We start from the raw sequence: 17,760 nt of genomic DNA, 5'->3' as shown, positions 1-17,760 counted from the left end.
AAAAGGATGCGGGTCAGGCGCGGCGCCGCGCGACGGGACTGTTCGATGCCGGCAGCGCGAGCCTGTCGCGCGCGGCCGGCTGCGGCAAGCCGTCCTGGCGTGCCAGGGTGAACACGCTCACGACGGCGGCCAGGCTGGCGGCCTGCTCGCGCAGCGCGCTCGCCAGGCCCGCGGTCTCGTCGACGAGACCGGCGTTGCTCTGCGTGTCCAGGTCCATCTGGGCGATGGCATCGTTGATATGCTCGATGCCCGCGGTCTGCGCCTTGCTCGCTTCGGCGATCGCGGCCATGATGTCGGTGACGCGCCGGACGCTGCTCACGATCTCGTCCATCGTGCGGCCGGTCTGGTCGGCCAGTGTCGTGCCCAGTTCGACCTGGGAGACCGAGCGCCCGATCAGGGCGGTGATGTCCTTCGCCGCGGCGGCCGAACGCTGCGCGAGGCTGCGCACTTCGTTCGCCACGACGGCGAAGCCGCGCCCGTGTTCGCCGGCGCGCGCCGCCTCGACGGCGGCGTTCAGCGCGAGCAGGTTGGTCTGGAACGCGATGCCCTCGATGACGCCCACGATGTCCGCAATTTCGCGCGACGACGCATGGATCGCCTCCATCGTGGCGATGACCTGCCCGACGACCGCGCCGCCCTGCGTGGCGACGTTGGCGGCGAATCCGGCCAGCTCGTTGGCCTGCGCGGCATTCGCCGCGTTTTCCTTGGCCGTGCCGGTGAGCGCGCCCATCGACGACGACGTCTGCACGAGGGCCTGCGCCTGGTGCTCCGTGCGCCCGGCCAGGTCGCCATTGCCCTGCGCGATCTGGACCGACGTGGCCGCGATGTTGTCGGTGGCGCTGCGCGCTTCGCTGACGATTCGTACGAGGCTGCCGTTCATGTCCCGCAGCGCCTGCAGCAGCTTGCCCGTCTCGTCCTGGGCATCCACGGCGATCATGCTCGTCAGGTCGCCCGCCGCGACGGTTTCCGCGACGCGCACCGCCTCGTTCAACTGGCGCACCAGCGTGCGCGCGACGAGCAGGGCGAAGGCGAGCGTGACGACGAGGCCCAGCACGCCGGTGACGGCGCCACCGAGCACCGCCCGGTTCGACGCGTCGGTCGCCGCGCCGACCGTGCCGGTAAAGCGGTCGCGCGCCGCCGTGCGGAACGCCGTGACATCCTTGCGATAGGTCGCCAGCGCCGTGGCCATCGCCTGCAGCCTGTCCTTGGCCGGCATGCCGCTGTGATTCGCCATGGCGTCGGAAATCGCGCGGGCCGTCTTGTAATACGTGTCGAACTCCAGTGCCAGCCGGCCCAGGTCCGCCTCATGGACCTTGTCGAGCGCGCGCACGCGGCGGTAGTTGTCCGCCACCTTCGCGGCGAGGGCGTCGGCGCCGGCGATCTGCTCGGGTTCGCCGGCGGCGGCCGCCGAATTCAGCACGTCGATGATCTTGTCCAGGGCGCCCGCGTTCTCCGTCAGCGCATCGAGCACCGGGTACTGCACGTCGCGCACGTCCGCCAGGCGCACGTTGTTCTGCTTGAAGACGATGGCCGTGAAGATCAGGTAAGCCGCCATGCACAACATGGCGATGGCCGGGGCCAACAGGACTTTCCACAGCACGGGCAGGCGGCTCAGCATCTTCACTCCACGCGGAAGCCGTTGGCCGGCTCCTTAAGGTTGACTTGAGGCAAATGTTATCTGGTATTTACTCATTCTGGCAAGAAAATAATTTCGTATAGACAACATTTGTGAAGTGTGTGAAATCCGGACTACGCCAGTCTGGCCAGGTCACCTTTGAGCTGGCCAACCGTTGGCGTGACAACCGCGAGGAACGCTGCTTCACGCGCACGGCGGGCGTAGCCGCCGCTCTCCGCGCGCAGCAAGGCACGTCCCCCCAACACCTGCAATTCCAGCGCGAGGGCAGCCGCCGCGATGTCGACCATCCGCAGGCGCAGCGTCAGCAGCTCGCGCGGCCGGTCGCGCAGGGTGCCGTCATCGAGGCCGGCGCACAGTGTCTGGCGGTAGGCTGCGATGTCCGCATTGAGCGCGTCGATTTCGCCCGACAAGGCCGACGGGCGGTTACCGAGCGCCGCGCGCCCTGCCCGCAGCGATGCGCGCGCGAGCCCGAGCCCGAGCCCGCATTGCAGGCCGACGAAAACGGGACGGATCGAGGGCAGGAAAACCCGCGCCTGCGGGTGGATCTGCCAGGACGCATCGAGCGTGACGTCGTCCAGCCTTACGGCCGCCGTGTTGGTGCCGCGCAGCGCGAGCAGATCGAGGTCGGGTTCGCGCACCACGCCACGCACGTCGTGGGGAAGCGCAAGCACGGCCGGATTGTCGCCATGTTCGTCGCCGACAGCGATCGCGGCGACGAATCCCTGCCTGCGCACATTCGTCGCCCAGGCCACCGTGCCGTTCAGCCGCATGCCGTCCGGTACGGCGGTGCCGGTGATGCGCAGCCGGTCCAGGCCGCCCAGGAATTTCATCGCGTTCGACAACCCGGGCGCGCCCGCAAGCCTACCGTGCACCAGGTCCGGCACGAGCCTGCGCACGAGGTCCCGGTTCGGGCTCGCCAGCAGGCAGGCGATGACGGCACGCTGTGCCCAGTACACGAAGGCGGCACCGAGCGAGTGTTCGGCGAGTCCCGCGACGACATCGACGGCCGCACTCAAGGCGCGCCCGTCACCGCCCTCGCCTTCGGGCACTGCCACCGCGAACAGGCCGGCCCGGGCCAGACGGGCCGGCAGCGCGTCCGCATGCAGCGTGTCCGCATCCAGGCTGTCCGCATGCTCGTCGAGCCATGCGACCAGCGATTCATCCATTCGTGCCATCGATTCGTCCTGTGTAAAAACGCATTGTAGCGATGCTAGGCGAAATCAAGATCCATACAAATAATAGCGATTTTGCTGTTTCGGGTTTCCATGTAGACTTCGAGCGGATCAATCACAGGTAGCAAAATGCGCAACATCTTCGCTTTCGTCATGGCTTGTTCGTTGCTGTCCGCTCATGGTCAGTCTTTTGCCCAGGAAGCAAAGCCGCCTCGCGTTGAATTTCCTGTCTGGGAACGGGTACTGTCCGGCACACTCGGCACAAAGCCGATCAACGTGGCGCTGGCCCGCATCGCCGCGAACGTGTCGGGCTGGTATTGCTATGCGCCCTGTTCCGGGAAAACCCGGCAACAGCTCCAGCTGACGGGTACGGTGAAAGCCAACACGCTCAAGCTGACCGAGCGCGATTCGCAGTCTGCGAAGAACATTGCGACCGGCCGCTGGACGGTGAACCTGGACGGAGATAGCGCCTCGGGAAACTGGACATCGCCCGATGGCGGGAAGACGTTTGCGCTGCACCTGCGCGATACGCAGCCGGTGCCGTTCGAACTGCGCCTCGTTGCCGACGCGATGCCGAAAGAGACGGATGACAGCGACGAGGCGCCTCATGTATCGGCCATCAGGATTTATCGAAAGGGCCGGCTCGCCCAGGAACTGACGACCGATTCCCAGGGTCCGGGCAGCGTCTTCATTCCATCGCTCGTCGACGCCAATTTCGATGGGTTCCCCGATCTGACGATTGCGCTCAGTTTGCCGGCGGGGCCGAACATTCCGCAGCAGACCTGGCTGTTCGATCCGCGCACCCAGCGCTTCGTCGATGCGCCGGAAACGCTGCAGGGGATTACGTCACCCGAGTTCGACAAGACATTCAAAACCATTGTTTCGCAGTGGCGTAACGGATGCTGCGAACATGGCGTAACCACGTATCGTTGGGATGGCGGGCAGCTCAAGGAAACCGCCACGGCGTCGAGCGTGCAGTTGCCGGTGCTGGTCGGCCAAAGGATCCTGTATTGCTACACGATTCCCGAGTATCGGGACGGGCGTATCGAATTTCCTGATCGGGTGGAACAGGTCGGCGATCGGCTGACGTTGACGTTCGAGGACTTCAGCGGCTGCGAATCGCAGGCTTTGTCCACTGCATCGGGCGACATCGCGATTTGGAAGCGTGACGCAGCGGGGCGGCTCAAGGTCGTGCGCACGGAGAGCACGGCGTGGAAACAGGTCGATACGACGGCTGGGCGCCGTTATTGTCCGGAGATCCCGTACTTTGCGAATGGGCGCATCGAGCGTAAGGTGCTGCGGGATCGTCCTGATGAAATTTGCAGCGAAGCCGCGCCGTAAGGACGTCCCTGCTCGGTAATTCAATAAATTGATATCGTTGTACCCGGGAGGGCTTGACTGTATGTTTGTGGTTGCAGTGATCCACGTCATAACCGCTACGTGGATCTCGCCGTCGGGACAATGAAAGGCGCATTGCCGGTTTATCGGAAGCGCGACCTCATTTGGATGAAATACGCTCAAACTTACCGCTATCGGTCAATCTCGCCACCGGCGTGCCGTCGACGACACACATATACCGTTGATCGAACTGACAACCTTCGATCTGATCGATGACCTTCCCGTTTACAATCGAAAGATACACGCCGGACATTACATCGCGCTCTTCGTCGCGCACGAGGTCGAAGTCATCGACACGGACCAGGACTACCCGTTTCATGGGCGGGAGTACGAGAAAGGTCGCAGCTACTTTTTGTTTGAACGGTGGCGAGAACCCTTCGGTATATTCCTGTCCATTCATTGCATAATCGTGGTTGCCGATAATATTCATGAGTGGATCGTGACTTTTTGAATCCGCGACGTACGGATAAAAATCGGGCCTGCATTTATCAGTTGTCTGCGGACGGCCGTTTTCACCGGCAATCTTCGGTCTGCACCAGGAGAAGTAGCGGTCATAGTTCAAGGGCAAACGCGTATACTTGTAGTTCGAAAGAATACTCGGCACAACGCTTTCTGACGCATTTTTCCCAATTTCCAGTGTTTGCTGCTCGTCGTAACTGTAAAACGTTGCGCCAAATGGAATCAGCAACTTGTCGCCAACAACAAAAAATTCCATGATGGGACGAGCACACGTTGCCGGCGCATTCGCCAAACTATACACATCCTTCGTTCCGACCAGGGACACTCCAAGGTTCTTATTCAGAAACTCATTAACCTGCTTTTCGGTAACATCACCCTTGGTGAGCGGCTGAAACACGTCGGAGAAAAAATACTCTTCCGCATTGAATCGAACCGCACAGTCTGACGAAAACCTGGCTTCGCCATCCTTGATGACTACTGTATTGAAGTGCGATACCAAACCCAGCGGGGTGCGCCCGTAGTAATCCACAGCACGATCGAATTTCCATGTGCCGTTTAACGGAGCAGCCTGAGCCCACGAACACACCACACCGAAGCTGCACAACAGTGCAATTAAGAACGATCTCATCATTATTCCCTTACCAAAGCGCCAACGTATGCACGAGCTCTGCGCCATTTCATCCGTTACCTAAACTAGCCCACCATAATCCAATTAATCGCCATTAATGGCGCGCATCATAAATATTATTTCTAAAGATCTTCATTTCACCCTTCCTGCGCTTAACTGTTTAGTTTCGTACGATCATATTCCTTATCGTGGCTGGCCTTTGTTTCGTGCAAGAGCTATGCTGGGCGACTTGATTGCTGGGTTCAGCAGTCTTGGCATTCAACCGCAACAGGAGCAGTCCGCAGCATGAGTTCACGCATCCATTCACAAGCTCGCACCACCCCGAAGGTCCGGCAGGAGATCAGGGATTCCGGTCTGTCCGATCGCCAGGCGGCATAGGTCTTCGGCATCACGCGGGCAACCGCGGCGAAGTGACTCAAACGAGAGGACGTACAGGACCGCTCCCATCGCGCGCACACGCTGCATACGACGCTGAGCACGGCCCAGGAAGCCATCGTCCTGGCACCGCGCCAGTCGCTCTACCTGCCGCTCGACGATCTGCTTTTCATAACGCGGCAATACATCAATCCCGACGTCTCCCGGTCCGGCATTGCACGCCTACTCAAGCGCGAAGGCATGTCGCGCCTGGTGGACGTGATCCCGACGGCCGAAGGCGAGACTATCGCGCCGAAGAAGACGTTCAAGGACTATGAGCCCTGCTTCATCCACATCGACATCAAGTACCTGCCGCAGATGCCCGACGAGACCTCGCGACGCTACCTGTTCGTCGCCATCGACCGTGCCCCGCGCTGGGTCCTCATGCGCATCTACGGCGCCATGACCGAGGCGAGCAGCGTCGATTTCCTGCGCCGGCTCAAGCTGGCTTCACCCATCAAAATCAGCAAGATCCTGACCGACAACGGCTCGCAATCCACCGACCGTTTCGCCACCAAAGACAAGAAGCCCACGGCAGGCACGCCTTCGACGTCGCTTGCGCAGCCCTGCCTGCCGAGCATCGGCTGGAACCGCCGCGCCACCCTCAAACGAATGGCATGGTCGAGCGTTTCAACGGCCGTATCAACGAACTGCTGCAGCAGACCCGCTTTGACAGCAGGGCCGATCTGGAGACGACTTTGCTGAACTATTTGAAGCTGTACAACCACCACATTCCACAGCGCGCACTCGACGCAAAAACGCCCGTCCAGGCGCTTAAAGAATGGCAGCAGACGCGGCCAGAATTATTCGTTAAACGCGTTTATGATCAGACGGGATTTGACAGGCCCGGCGTGTCGAACGATTCGAGCCACGGCAGGCTGCCGTTCGACAGCCGCGACGGCGAGTTCGCGGCGACCGCCTGCGTGCCCTTGCAGTCGTAACTGAGCAGCGTGACGGCCGCTGCGCCCACGCTGCGCAGCCCCGCCAATGCCAGCACACTGTCGCTTTTCGTGCGCGCGCGCGCGTGCGCGCCGTGATTCGAAGCACGGTAGAGAACATTTGCTCACGCGCTTCTCTGATTTATCTTCGAGTCAGCTCCGGCATGGGTGGCGTGGTTGGCCTCCAGCGCATGCTTTTGACCATCAGGTCCATACGGTTCTTACTGACAGCGAATGGCGGAGGGTTTTCCTTCAATTCCGGAGCCAGATTCTTGTTCATGGTACGCATATTCACGAGAATATAAGGCAATACCGTCGTGCCCAGCCATCCTCCATAACCAGTGAACACACTGTAAATTTCGTACCCCTTGCTTCCAGGTTGATCAAACTTCAGGTGCACCCCTCCCTGTGACGCAGACACCCCCCCCATCTTGACCATCCGAGGGCCAATACGTTGAATCACTTTTGGTGCTGGGTCGCCCGGCTTCTCCGGCGGCGGAGGCGAAATGGCCGCCTCGGCCATTGCAAGCAAAGGCGTCGCCTTGATATTCCGTGAATCGACAGTACCCGTACTCATGGTATACAGGACACCCGGAGCATCACTGAAGCGTATTGACTGCTTGAATGCGATAGGTGTTTCTCCATCGTCTGCGATAAAGCCGAAAGGTATGCATACACCTCTTTCTGCAGGAATTTCGTTAGCCGCTCGCGGGCGAAAATTCGAGAGCATGGAAGAGAATTTTTTCTTATGACTCTCCTTATCCGCAGAATTTTTTATCTTCGCATTGGATTCGAATACGAAGATGTGATCGCCTCGCGTAAGGTACGCCCTGAGAATCGAACGGAGATCGGAATTATCAACTGACGAGTCTTCACTGGTCCAATACGCCTCACTGTTCGGCAGTCCGGTGTTGAACTTCTCAAATTTCGTTCTGTACTCAGCTATGATCGCCTCGAATCGCTGGATATCCTGCGACTGCTCCTCGATCTCGGCCTTATCAACGTCCGATATTTCTCCGGACTTTTTCAATCTTGCAATATAAGAGCGCTTTTCTTCAATATTTTTTTGCAACGCAGCTATTCTACCGAAAGGTGTAGCCTCAAATATCTTCTCTTTCGGAAACCTTTTTGTCGATGCAATAACAGCGATGAGCGTATCCCCAAAGCGCATACTATCATATGGATCCCCAACATTATCGCTGAACGACCTTGCAAAAATGCCTGTTGGATACATGTGGCGATAGTAAGTCGGCCACTCATCAACTCCACTAACTTCGAACATCATTCGACCAAAACACTCCGAATTGACGCCAACCGGTTTCTGGTAGTCAGGGGCGATTATTTTCAATAAATCGTCCGAGGTTGGAGCTCGAGAAGGTGTGGCTTTTGACGCATCGACCGGCAGATCTGCCGCCTGGAGCGCATTTGAAAAACGCCCTAGCAATAGCAAGGCAAGCACTAGACGAGGAAATCTCCTTCCGTGAGGAGACGAGGATTCAGTTCGTGACATCAATAATATTCCAGGAGTATACAAGGCTTAAAACAATGCGAATCAACTATCCATTGACTTCAGTTTCAGTCGGTTGCATTGTACTCGCGACTGTTTGTTGAGGCACTGTTGTGGGATCTGTCTTCGCAAGCATCGTAAGATTCATTGCCGAACGGTTGTTTTCTCCTTCAGTCCATGATAAAGGCAACGTTACGATGAAACCTTGTATTTCGCTAGGGGATTTTTCTTTTACCCGGGCTTTTGCATGCCAAGAATACGTAGCGTCCCGAACTTCGAATTAACTTTAGCAGCGAATACTGCCTTAGAATGATTGCATGACCTCATGTTATAAGCCTCGAGATGGCGTTCGTGATCGCAAAGTTAACAAGAAAAACTACACGCATGACGGCCGGGAAGCCGTCAAAGTTCATACAGCCTGCACGACTATTTTCGAAGTGTTGGATATTTTTCTTTGAAATCCAACCCAGCACAAAGACTTTCGTCCACTCCTAAAGTTCCCAAGACCGCACCAACAAAATCCTTACTTCTACGACGCCGCTCGTCTATACTCGGCTGACTCCAGATCCCATTCCTTCCGTTGCTTTTGCTTCAATCGAGACGCTGCTTTCTCGCGATCGTTAGCTTCGATCACACGTCGGTGAATTATTTCATCGGAGCGGTCACCAAAATAGACACGACGAAACTTGAAAAGGCCAATTCCATTGAATAAAAACTCGTTCATACCATCTTTCGCTAAACCAGCCATTGAATCATGCACCCAGTTATCGAAAAAATCTCGCATCTCCTGAGATTGCGAATCTCTTGCAATGGATGATGCCACAGTTAAAACATCGCGTTCCGGAGCGCTTGAATCTACAAGATTTGGCAGGTTGTTTTCCTTAAGCCACTTATACCATCTCTCTAAAGTCCGGTGCAATCTTGCGATAGACTTTTCGTTGGACTTCTGATCCTTAACATCAAGCAAAGCAAATATTCGTCTATTCACCAGTTGAGCTGCGCTGGACAATAGATTAAGCGTCCTGAAATCGATCTCTTGAAATGGCTGCTTTACATAAGTCTCGCCAAGGCCATCGTGTCGAAGTCCATACAGTACCGAGTCGTGGCCCATCCGATACTCGAGCTTCTCAACCAGTGCGGCAATAATGGCAACAAAATACTGCTGCGTGTCTCTTAAATACTCGCGCTCTGCCGTCGATTTTCTAAAGAAGTTGCGAGCGAAATATTCTTCCGCTGTCGACTTATCTTCTTCGTTCGCTATAGCTTGATACCTGTAAGAAAAATACTTGGCCATATGAGCGCGCATCATTTCCTCCACCGGCCCCGCAGGAATCTGTGCCTCGCGCATATATCTCTGGAATGTTATTAATGCCTCGTTGGTCGGCACCAAGCACTCCTTGACCGGCCTGGATAGACCTTCAAGTGGCAATAATGGGACACCTGCCGCGCGGGCTGCACAGTACATTTCAAAACCCGGTACTCGAGCAAGAGCGTCTGTCTTACCCTGCGCATGCCGATTGTAGCCACCGCCGACATCCGAATGCGATCCTGGATAAACATATTCTTTAACGTTAGGAGGGTATCTTTGGTCAATTCTTACCGAGTCAAGCGGGAACGTAGCGCGAACCTCATGGGCAGCGACAATATGCAGACAGCTTTCAACCCCCGGATGAATCTGCATGTTTTTATTAGCCCAGGACTGGTGCCCCTCCGCCCCCATTAGTCCCGAGGAAAAGGCACCGGCAATGCCAACTGATGCAACTGTATCAAAAATCCCTAAAAACTGTACTCTTATCGGGATGTTCGCAAAAGTATAGCCTTCGGAGTTTTTTGCGCAAATCTGATACAGCCAATTAACGAATGCTCGGCCCTCAGCGGCGCCGCGAGAGAATCCGAAAACCGAAATATTGATCTGTTCTATGGACGGCCGATTCTTCGGCTGTCTTTTGACCAACTGCGACAACTGATCCATCCATGTACGTCCCAACGCATAATTCCGTTGCGCCTCCAAAGAACCGATCCCGCCCAAGGCGTTAGCCATGCTATTAGCCACCGAATCAGATATTAATTGACTCCCCTCCAGATAATCGCTAACCGCGTTAAAAACCCTCGTAAGCCCCCAAATCAAACGAGACTCTCCATTCCAAGAAGTCCCAGTTCCTAGCTTTCCACCGGTGTCAGAAATTTTAGGGAACGGAGTTCCGACACCGGGGATGTAGAACGGATAATATGCTGTCGTGCCTTCCTCTTCTCTCTTAAACGTGTGAAAAAGTCGGACAACATTGCTGTGTTGAAATTTCTGCGGCGTGCTTTTTACTGATAGGTAATCGATGTCTTCATTGTTACCTGTTCCATCAAAGAAAATTCCGATAAAAACTTGACCACAACATTTCAGCACCGATTGCTCCGAATACTGTGCCGAAACGGCCTTGGCTTGCTGCATGACTTCGCGAGGCGATAATGGCCGAACAAGCGATCGGGTGTTATTAATTTCGGGGTTGTAAGCAAACTGAACTTCAACAGTCAATTGGGCCTCCACTCTCACGATATTCGCTCTTCGATGACATAGGCTTCCACGGGAGACGATCTTCAGGCGAAAGAGGATAGAAAGGGTGTTTTGGCGAGCACTTTGACAGGACGATCTTTATTCTTTCGTTCTCATAGAAATGCACTCGCATCGCATCAGGGTGAGGATATTTGGGCAACTCTACCTCTTGAGTTATCACAGGCATTACGTTGTTTTCATTATCATTTGGCGCAGCATAACGCCACGTTAACGAAACCTTGAGACCTGGACGCCACTTATTAGGAATTACGATACAACAAGTTTCCCCACTTGAGCTCCCTCGCCTTACGTCTACTCCGCCGGCCCCGTTCATTGTAAAATATTCGATATCATGAGTCCGCGTATGATTGTATGCAGTGACACTCACCGCCGTACCCTCGTCGCCACACGCCTGCAGCGATGCGGCAGCAAAAAAACATGAGATGGCGAAGGAAATCGACTTCTTCTTTTTGTTCTGCAATGCCGCAAAGTTAAATTTCATACAATATTAGCCTCAAACATTTCGTCGCCTAAATTGCCGGCGCTCCAGCTCCCACTTTCCAACAATCGATAAAGCCCAGCATTTTTGTTGCTTTTCCCCTCAGTAAGGCACGCTGCAACGGCTAAAGAAAATACGTCCGCCTCGTTTTCTATCGAGTAGCGTTGAGCTAAACGATATGACGCGGAAATTAGCTCATATAGGGAAGAAGGACAAATCAACGGAGGGATCGCGTCAGGCAAGGATTCAATGATTCGCTGCATCAGAATGTCTGGATAGCTTAGTTTTATTAACCTGTCAACTTGGTGATTCGACAACTGCAACTGATCATGGCGATAGTCAGCAATATTTGAAACTGCGCACTCCGCAATTTTTCCAGTTCGATCAACATAATACCAGTACCTCACCGCACCACAGAAAGCTGCCCACTGATCGAGGGCGAGCACGTGCTGGAGGTTTGGCAGCACTCGTGTATCAGCGAATCGCAACAGCATTTCCTGTCCCTCGTCCAATCTAGCCATATAGAATGCCCGCCAATGCTCGAGCATTCTTGCAACGCTCACTTCACTGGCGAAAAAACTCAACATGGGCCGAGCAGAACAATGCCGGAAAAGTGATGTCAATCGATGGGCTAAAGCATCATTATCTTGAAGTGATACCAGACAAGGCGCGGCACTTGCAAGTGCCTCTAATTGCGGGTGACCCACATAGCAGTTAATTACGTCGGCACATTCGTTAAAAAATTTTCCATCCGGGTAGTCGAATACAGTATCAACAAGCCCATACCATTCAAATCCTTGTCGACTTTGGATTAGGCTGCACATCTGGCTGACGGCTTCGACCACGTCCGTTTCATCTTGTGATAAGCGACGCGTATTTCTCATGACACAACCATTGCAAGGGGAGAGCCGAAGCTGGCGGCCTTTACGAGACATTCGATGCACACCGGAGCGCTCGAAGGCAGCCTTGGCAGGTCATAGTCAAGGCGTACGCCGGTCATGAAACTCTTTTTAAGTGCATGCACCGCAATCTTCCCCGGACACTGCACCGTAATATTCCCGCCCTCGATGGTGATATTCGCCCCATCCGCCGTCGACAAACTGATCCGCTTCGCCGCCGCCCAATCCACGTGCGCGTTCGCGCTGACGATATGCACGTCATCGCGCGCCTGTACATCGAGCGTGCACGCCTGCGCCTGCATGTCGACCGCATCCTGCGCCACGATCATCTGCAGTCCGACGCCGCCTTCGCCCGCCTTCACGGCGCCGGCCAGTACGCCGATCGCCTGCCCGGTATGCATCCGCATGGCGCCACCGGTGACGAACTGCGTGTCCTGCCCGCTCATCAGGCTGACCGCCTCGCCGTTCGACAGTTGCACCGCATCCGCCGCGGTCACGCCCAGCCCGGCCTTCGCCGACAGAGCGATCACGGGCGCCGCCACATGCGGCAGCTTGTCGTCGCCCAATGCACCGCCATCGAGCGCCACCATGCCGGCCACCGCGTTCAACATAGCCTGCAACGGCGCCGCCTTCGCATCCAGCGCGCTGGCGCCGGCCTTCGTCGCGCCCAGATGCGCAGCCAGCCCCACGGTCTTGTGCGTCACGGCCGCGTCGTTGAACGTCTCGCCCAATTTGACGGCCTGCTTCAGCAGCGCGATACCCGCCACGTTGTCGCCCGCCGGGTCGCGCGACAACGCGTCGTGCTCGATGCGGTAGCTCGATACCAGCAGACCGGCACCCGCGCGCAGCGCGCCGTAGGCGTCCGTGCGGAGTTCGGCGCCTTCGCCGCGCAGGCTCCCGCGGTAGTTGTCGGCGCCGTGGATCAGGTGGCCCAGGTTCAGTTCTGTCGCCGCGTGCGTCGTGCGCAGCTGGACGCGGCCCTGCGCATCGGTGTCGTCGAACAGCAGCTGGTTGTAGCCCGCGCCGCCGAATTCCTTGGTGCGCACGCCCCACTGGGCCGCGGCATTGCGGTGGCCGGCCAGCGCTGCCGAGGCGCCGTGCCACACGGGGCTGTTGCCGCCGGCGAGATTGCCCTGCCCGGACGTCGCGTGGTCGTGCGCGGCCTCGAATGGATCGATGCCGGCGTCGCGGTGCTCGCCGCCCGGAGTCGGCGTCACGCCGCCTTCGCCCTGGCCGTTGTACAGCGCGCCCACGATGATCGGGCGGTCGATGTCGTTCTCGATGAACTGGACGATGACTTCCTGCCCGATGCGCGGCAGGAACTGGCTGCCGCTGCCGCCGCCTGCCAGGCGCTGCGCCACGCGCACCCAGCACGTGGCGTCGCCGCCGTCCTGCCAGTGGAAGCGGATGCGCACGCGGCCCAGGCGGTCGCAATACAGTTCGTCGGCGCCGCGTGGCGTGTCGCTGCCGTCGGCGCCCACGACGATCGCGCTCTGTGCGCCCGCCGCTGTCGGACGCGGGTGGCTGCGGCCGTCGCTGCCGCCCAGTTGCGGACGCCACACGACGTCGGCGGCGACGGCCTCGAAGCAGTTCGCGTACCCGGCCGTGCGCGCCTGCGCGAGCGCCAGGCCGAAGTCTTCCGGCAAGTCGTCGCGCAGGGATTCTTCCAGCAGTTCGGGGATGGGGCCGAACAACTCGGCCAGCGCATCCTGCGCGCGCGTCGGCAGGTTGTTCACGCCGACGCTCGTCACGCGCAGGATCGTGAACGGTGCCGCCGCGCCGAGCGCGCTCACGGGGGCGCCGGTCACCGTCAGGCGCGTGCCCGCGCGCAGCGTGCGCAAGGTCGAGCGGCCACGCCACAACTGGCTGCGCGCCTCGCGCGCTTCCATCTGCAGGTCGGCGTAGCGGCGGGCCTGCGCACTGTCGGCATACGCGTACTGGCCCGGCGTGTCGAACGATTCGAGCCACGGCAGGCTGCCGTTCGACAGGCGCGACGGCGAGTTCGCGGCGACCGCCTGCTTGCTCTTGTAGTCGTAGCTGAGCAGGGTGACGGCGGACGCGCCGACGCTGCGCAGCGCCGCCAGCGCCTGCACGCTGTCGCTTTTTTCGCGCGCGTGCGCGCCGTGGAAGCGTGCGCCGCCGGCGTCGATGCTCGGGTCGTCGGCCACGGCGGACGCATCGCGGCTGTCCGCGAACAGCACCATGCGCGGGCCGTCGTCGGCCTGTTCGAAGCGCCATGCCAGGCCTTCTTCCGCGAGCAGCCGCTCGACGAACGCGAGATCCGATTCGCGGTACTGGCAGCAGTAGCTGCGCGGGTTGGCGCCGTCCATGAACGGGCCGACGTCGTCGCTCCAGCGCCAGCGCGCGTCGGGTGCATAGGCGGAAAAGACGTCGTCGACGATGTCGGTGACGGACTTGTCCTGCCATACGCGGCTATTGCGCACGTGGGCCATGCGCCACACCCAGTGGGCGATGCGGACGCGGTAGCGCGCCAGGCCGCCGTCGCTGCCCAGCTGCGCGGCCGCGCAGATCTCGCCGGCGAAGTCGGCGCGCGTGCCGTCCGCCAGGGTGACTTCGAGGGCGGCCGGCCGGCCCAGCAGCGAGGATGGCTCGATCGCGGCGCTGGTCGACAGCGCGATCACGTCGCGTACGCCGAGCCCCTGAACCGCATCGTCGGCGACGAACGCCTCGACCAGCAGTTCACCGCCCGGGAAATCCGTAGCGCCATCCCCGATCCGCAACGCGTACAGGCGCGTGACGCTGTCGAATCCGGCAAGGGCGGCCAGCGCTTCCAGTGCATGGGTCATCGATTGCTGCAAGACACACTCTCCAACTCATCCATACTTAACAAACTTAACTTTACGCTAATCGCGAGCGCCACGCTATAGCCTGAAAGAAACTGCATAACTGTTACAAACCGTGATTAATAACACAGTTTTGCCCAGCTATAATGCGGAAAAATATTGTCTTCATGTAACATTACATGCGGCACATTTGTAACGGTGACGGAAGAAAAGCATGGCAGGACCATTGATCGTATTGGGTGACAGGACATCGCACGGCGGCAGCGTGATCGAAGCGTCGACGCTGAGCGATTGCGACGGCAAGGGCATCGCGCGCGTGGGCGACATGACCGTATGTCCGCGCCACGGCCGCTCCCCCATCGTCAGCGGCGACACCACCTTCATCGTCGACGGCAAGGCCGCGGCACGGCACGGCGACAAGGCTGGTTGCGGCGCCACGCTGATCGCCGGCCAGCAGGCGACGGTCGATCATGTGTAACCCGCAGCGCCGCGGCCACAGGCGGAGACGGACCTGATGGGCACATGGATCCGCGGCGGCATCCTGACGATGCTGACGTTCGCCGCCTTCTGGGGTGGCGCCATCTTCACCTGGCGCGGCACCGACCGCGCGCCTTCCACGTCCGACCTGGTCACGTACCTGGTCGCGCTGCCGCTCGCCGTACTGGCCGCCGTCGTGCTGGTCCGGCGATTCGCGCGGCCGCAACCCGCAGCCGATGCCGCCGCGCCGGCCACGACCGCCGCACCGGCTCCCGCCGCGGCGGCGCGCCTACCCGCGCTGGCGCTGGTCGATGCGGCCGTGCGCACGCGCCACGGCGACTCGATCGACGAACTGGCGGCCACGATCGACGCACGACGCGCGCGCCCCGACCTGGACCCGGAGCTCGTCGACGACGCCGGCTATCCCGTGATGACCGTGCGCGTGCCGTCCGCCGGCGACGCCGCGTGGCGGGCCGAGGCCGAGCCGTGGCTCGCCGCACAGGGCCAGTCGGACGTCCGCTTCGGTGAAGCGCACTGGCGCGCCCTCGAACTGGCCAGCGCCGTCGTGAGCGAACTCGCCGACGCCGCGGCACTGGCCGCCGTCGACGATCCGTTGCTGCGCATCGTGCCCCTGGCGCCTGTAGATTGGACCGCCGCGCAGCGCACGGCGGCCGGCGCGTGGTTCGTCCACGTCGCTGCGCAGGCCGGCTGGGACGCGGACAAGGTCACCGTCAGCCCTGCCCCGCCGGGCGAACCCGCGGCGGCCGCCAGCGCCCTGCTGTCGGTGCTGGCCGGCCAGCCGAACAACGATCCGGCATTGACTATCCTGCTCGCCTTCGATTCGCGCATCGACCAGGCGGCCGTCGACCGGATGGCGGCCGACGGCATCCTGTTCTCCGCCGCCCATCCGCAGGGACTGGTGCCGGGCGAAGGCGCCGCCGGGCTCCTGCTGTCCGATACCGCGTACACGGCGCCGACGCTGCAGGCGGCAAGCGCCACGCGCAGCGCATCGGCCGACGCCATGCACCGCACCGACGCCGTGGACCTACGCCGGCTGGCGGAACGGGTGCTGGCCGAAACGGCCGTCGACGCATCCACCGTGTCCGCGCTGTTCGCGGATGCGGACCACCGCAGCAACCGCGTCCTCGAGGCGATGGCACTGGCCCACGAGGACCTGCCGCACCTCGATGCAGGCATCGACGTGAGGACCACCGGGCCGGCTTGCGGACTGTCGGGTGGCGTGCCGTTCCTGGCCACGCTCGCGCTGGCCCGCCGCCAGGCACTGGATGGCGCCGGCGCCGTCCTGTGCGTCGGGAATGCCGATCCAGTCCATCGTAGTGTCGCCGTGGTCCGCCCGGCCGGTCTCGCCGCGTCCGCCGCCGTTCTGATGAGTCTCGCGTCCACACACGTGTCGATCGGCTACTTCGGCAAGATCCCGAGCCGCGGCGACTTCATCAAGGGTTCCGACAACCCGGCGCTCGTCAAGCTGCTGGACGACTGGCTCGCGCGCGCGATGGACCTCATGACGGCGGACGCGCAGTGGAAGGCGAATTACGACGCAGTCGCCCCGCTGCACTTCGTCATCACGGGTCCGCGCCGCCGGCACGCGATCGCCGGCCACATCGTCGCGAGCAGCGACGAGTCGGGACGCCGCTTTCCGTTCCTCATGATGGGCATGCTGGACGTGGCCGAACCGCGCGCGTTCGTCCCGTCCGCGCCGCTGATGCTGGGTCTCTTGTGGAACCGCCTGGAAGCGCTCAGCAAGGGACTGGTGACGGCCGTCGACGCCGACGTGCCGCTCCGCGCGGCGGCCGGCCAGGTCGTCGAACTCGACCTGCGTGCGGATGCCCACGCGGCGGCATTTACCGACTTCATCGAACTGCAGTCGCTCGGCACCCTGCAGGCGCTGCTGGCGCAAGCCGGCTACGCGGGCTCGGTGCGCCAGTTGCTGCTGGCGCTCGGCCTGTTGCTGCAGCCGGTCCTGGCCAGCAGCGCGAGCCGGCTGGAGAAAAGCCTCGTTTTGCCGCTGCCTGCCGACCCGCTGTACCGCGGCCTCGTCGGCGCCTACTGGATGCATTCGATCGCGCCGTTCCTCGCACGCGCCGATTTCGAGCTCGCCCTGTTCGTCACGCGCATCGGGGAGCAGCCGCGCCTCGTGCTCGGCTTCGGCGGCGCGTCGGCGCACACGCTGCAGGCGATCATGGATCCGCAGGCAGCCAGCGAGCGCCACATCGCGTTCGATGACCTGGACTGGGTCGAAGACCAGGTCGACACCGACTATGCCGTCGACAAGGTGTCCAGGCACCTGAAGCGGCCCGACGTCTCGCTCAAGTCCGCGCTGGACGCGTTGTGCGCGGCATTCATCGGTACCTGAATCATGCGAC

The 17,760-nt window shown here is 60.1% G+C and carries 12 protein-coding genes and 1 pseudogene; 4 read left to right on the top strand and 9 right to left on the bottom strand.

Annotated elements, in window-relative coordinates; genetic code table 11:
• Window positions 1-13: 13 nt before the first annotated feature.
• Both ACL58G_RS17300 and ACL58G_RS17295 read right to left on the bottom strand, forming a co-directional pair.
• Complete coding sequence (locus ACL58G_RS17300; protein WP_440962579.1) at window positions 14-1,618, bottom strand: methyl-accepting chemotaxis protein; 1,605 nt, start codon at window positions 1,616-1,618, stop codon at window positions 14-16.
• Between the two features lie 131 nt (window positions 1,619-1,749).
• A complete protein-coding gene (locus tag ACL58G_RS17295) occupies window positions 1,750-2,811 on the bottom strand; it encodes an acyl-CoA dehydrogenase family protein (protein ID WP_440962578.1) in 1,062 nt (353 codons plus the stop codon).
• Between the two features lie 126 nt (window positions 2,812-2,937).
• Here ACL58G_RS17295 and ACL58G_RS17290 point away from each other — a divergent pair, with 126 nt between their 5' ends.
• On the top strand, window positions 2,938-4,149 hold the full coding sequence (locus ACL58G_RS17290) for an XAC2610-related protein (protein ID WP_440962577.1): 1,212 nt from the start codon (window positions 2,938-2,940) through the stop codon (window positions 4,147-4,149).
• 157 nt (window positions 4,150-4,306) lie between these two features.
• Here ACL58G_RS17290 and ACL58G_RS17285 read toward each other — a convergent pair whose 3' ends face one another.
• On the bottom strand, window positions 4,307-5,296 hold the full coding sequence (locus ACL58G_RS17285) for a hypothetical protein (RefSeq protein ID WP_440962576.1): 990 nt from the start codon (window positions 5,294-5,296) through the stop codon (window positions 4,307-4,309).
• Window positions 5,297-5,578: 282 nt separating this feature from the next.
• Between ACL58G_RS17285 and ACL58G_RS17280 the strand changes: the two are divergent.
• A pseudogene (locus tag ACL58G_RS17280) lies at window positions 5,579-6,549 on the top strand (integrase core domain-containing protein); the annotation flags it as partial.
• Here ACL58G_RS17280 and ACL58G_RS17275 read toward each other — a convergent pair.
• The 6 genes from ACL58G_RS17275 to ACL58G_RS17250 form a co-directional block, all read right to left on the bottom strand.
• Entirely contained in the window at window positions 6,534-6,704 is a 171-nt protein-coding gene (locus ACL58G_RS17275; RefSeq protein ID WP_440968183.1) for a hypothetical protein, read from the bottom strand. The pseudogene ACL58G_RS17280 and the gene ACL58G_RS17275 overlap by 16 nt on opposite strands.
• Before the next feature lie 83 nt (window positions 6,705-6,787).
• Window positions 6,788-8,104, bottom strand: coding sequence for a T6SS immunity protein Tli4 family protein (locus ACL58G_RS17270; RefSeq protein ID WP_440962575.1), 1,317 nt, complete (start codon window positions 8,102-8,104; stop codon window positions 6,788-6,790).
• A 577-nt stretch (window positions 8,105-8,681) separates the two neighbouring features.
• Complete coding sequence (locus ACL58G_RS17265) at window positions 8,682-10,679, bottom strand: T6SS phospholipase effector Tle1-like catalytic domain-containing protein (protein WP_440962574.1); 1,998 nt, start codon at window positions 10,677-10,679, stop codon at window positions 8,682-8,684.
• Window positions 10,669-11,199 (bottom strand): DUF3304 domain-containing protein, encoded by a 531-nt coding sequence (locus ACL58G_RS17260; protein ID WP_413385654.1) that lies wholly within the window; start codon window positions 11,197-11,199, stop codon window positions 10,669-10,671. The genes ACL58G_RS17265 and ACL58G_RS17260 overlap by 11 nt, the downstream gene beginning before the upstream one ends.
• The gene (locus ACL58G_RS17255; RefSeq protein ID WP_440962573.1) at window positions 11,196-12,041 is read right to left on the bottom strand and encodes a DUF4123 domain-containing protein; all 846 of its coding nucleotides are present in this window, start codon (window positions 12,039-12,041) and stop codon (window positions 11,196-11,198) included. Before ACL58G_RS17255 ends, ACL58G_RS17260 begins: the two co-directional genes overlap by 4 nt.
• A 35-nt stretch (window positions 12,042-12,076) precedes the next feature.
• Window positions 12,077-14,902 (bottom strand): type VI secretion system Vgr family protein, encoded by a 2,826-nt coding sequence (locus tag ACL58G_RS17250; RefSeq protein WP_440962572.1) that lies wholly within the window; start codon window positions 14,900-14,902, stop codon window positions 12,077-12,079.
• Between the two features lie 211 nt (window positions 14,903-15,113).
• Here ACL58G_RS17250 and ACL58G_RS17245 point away from each other — a divergent pair, with 211 nt between their 5' ends.
• Together ACL58G_RS17245 and tagF are read left to right on the top strand one after the other, a co-directional pair.
• Window positions 15,114-15,377: a PAAR domain-containing protein gene (locus tag ACL58G_RS17245; RefSeq protein WP_036228705.1), complete on the top strand. Its 264-nt coding sequence runs from the start codon at window positions 15,114-15,116 to the stop codon at window positions 15,375-15,377.
• Between the two features lie 36 nt (window positions 15,378-15,413).
• A complete protein-coding gene (gene tagF / locus ACL58G_RS17240) occupies window positions 15,414-17,750 on the top strand; it encodes a type VI secretion system-associated protein TagF (RefSeq protein WP_440962571.1) in 2,337 nt (778 codons plus the stop codon).
• The last annotated feature ends 10 nt before the right edge of the window (window positions 17,751-17,760 follow it).

This window comes from Massilia sp. GER05 (assembly GCF_052056005.1).
Lineage (GTDB): Bacteria > Pseudomonadota > Gammaproteobacteria > Burkholderiales > Burkholderiaceae_D > Telluria > Telluria orientalis.
The sequence above is the reverse complement of the archived record's forward strand: the minus strand, read 5'-3'. Positions and strand labels throughout refer to the sequence as shown.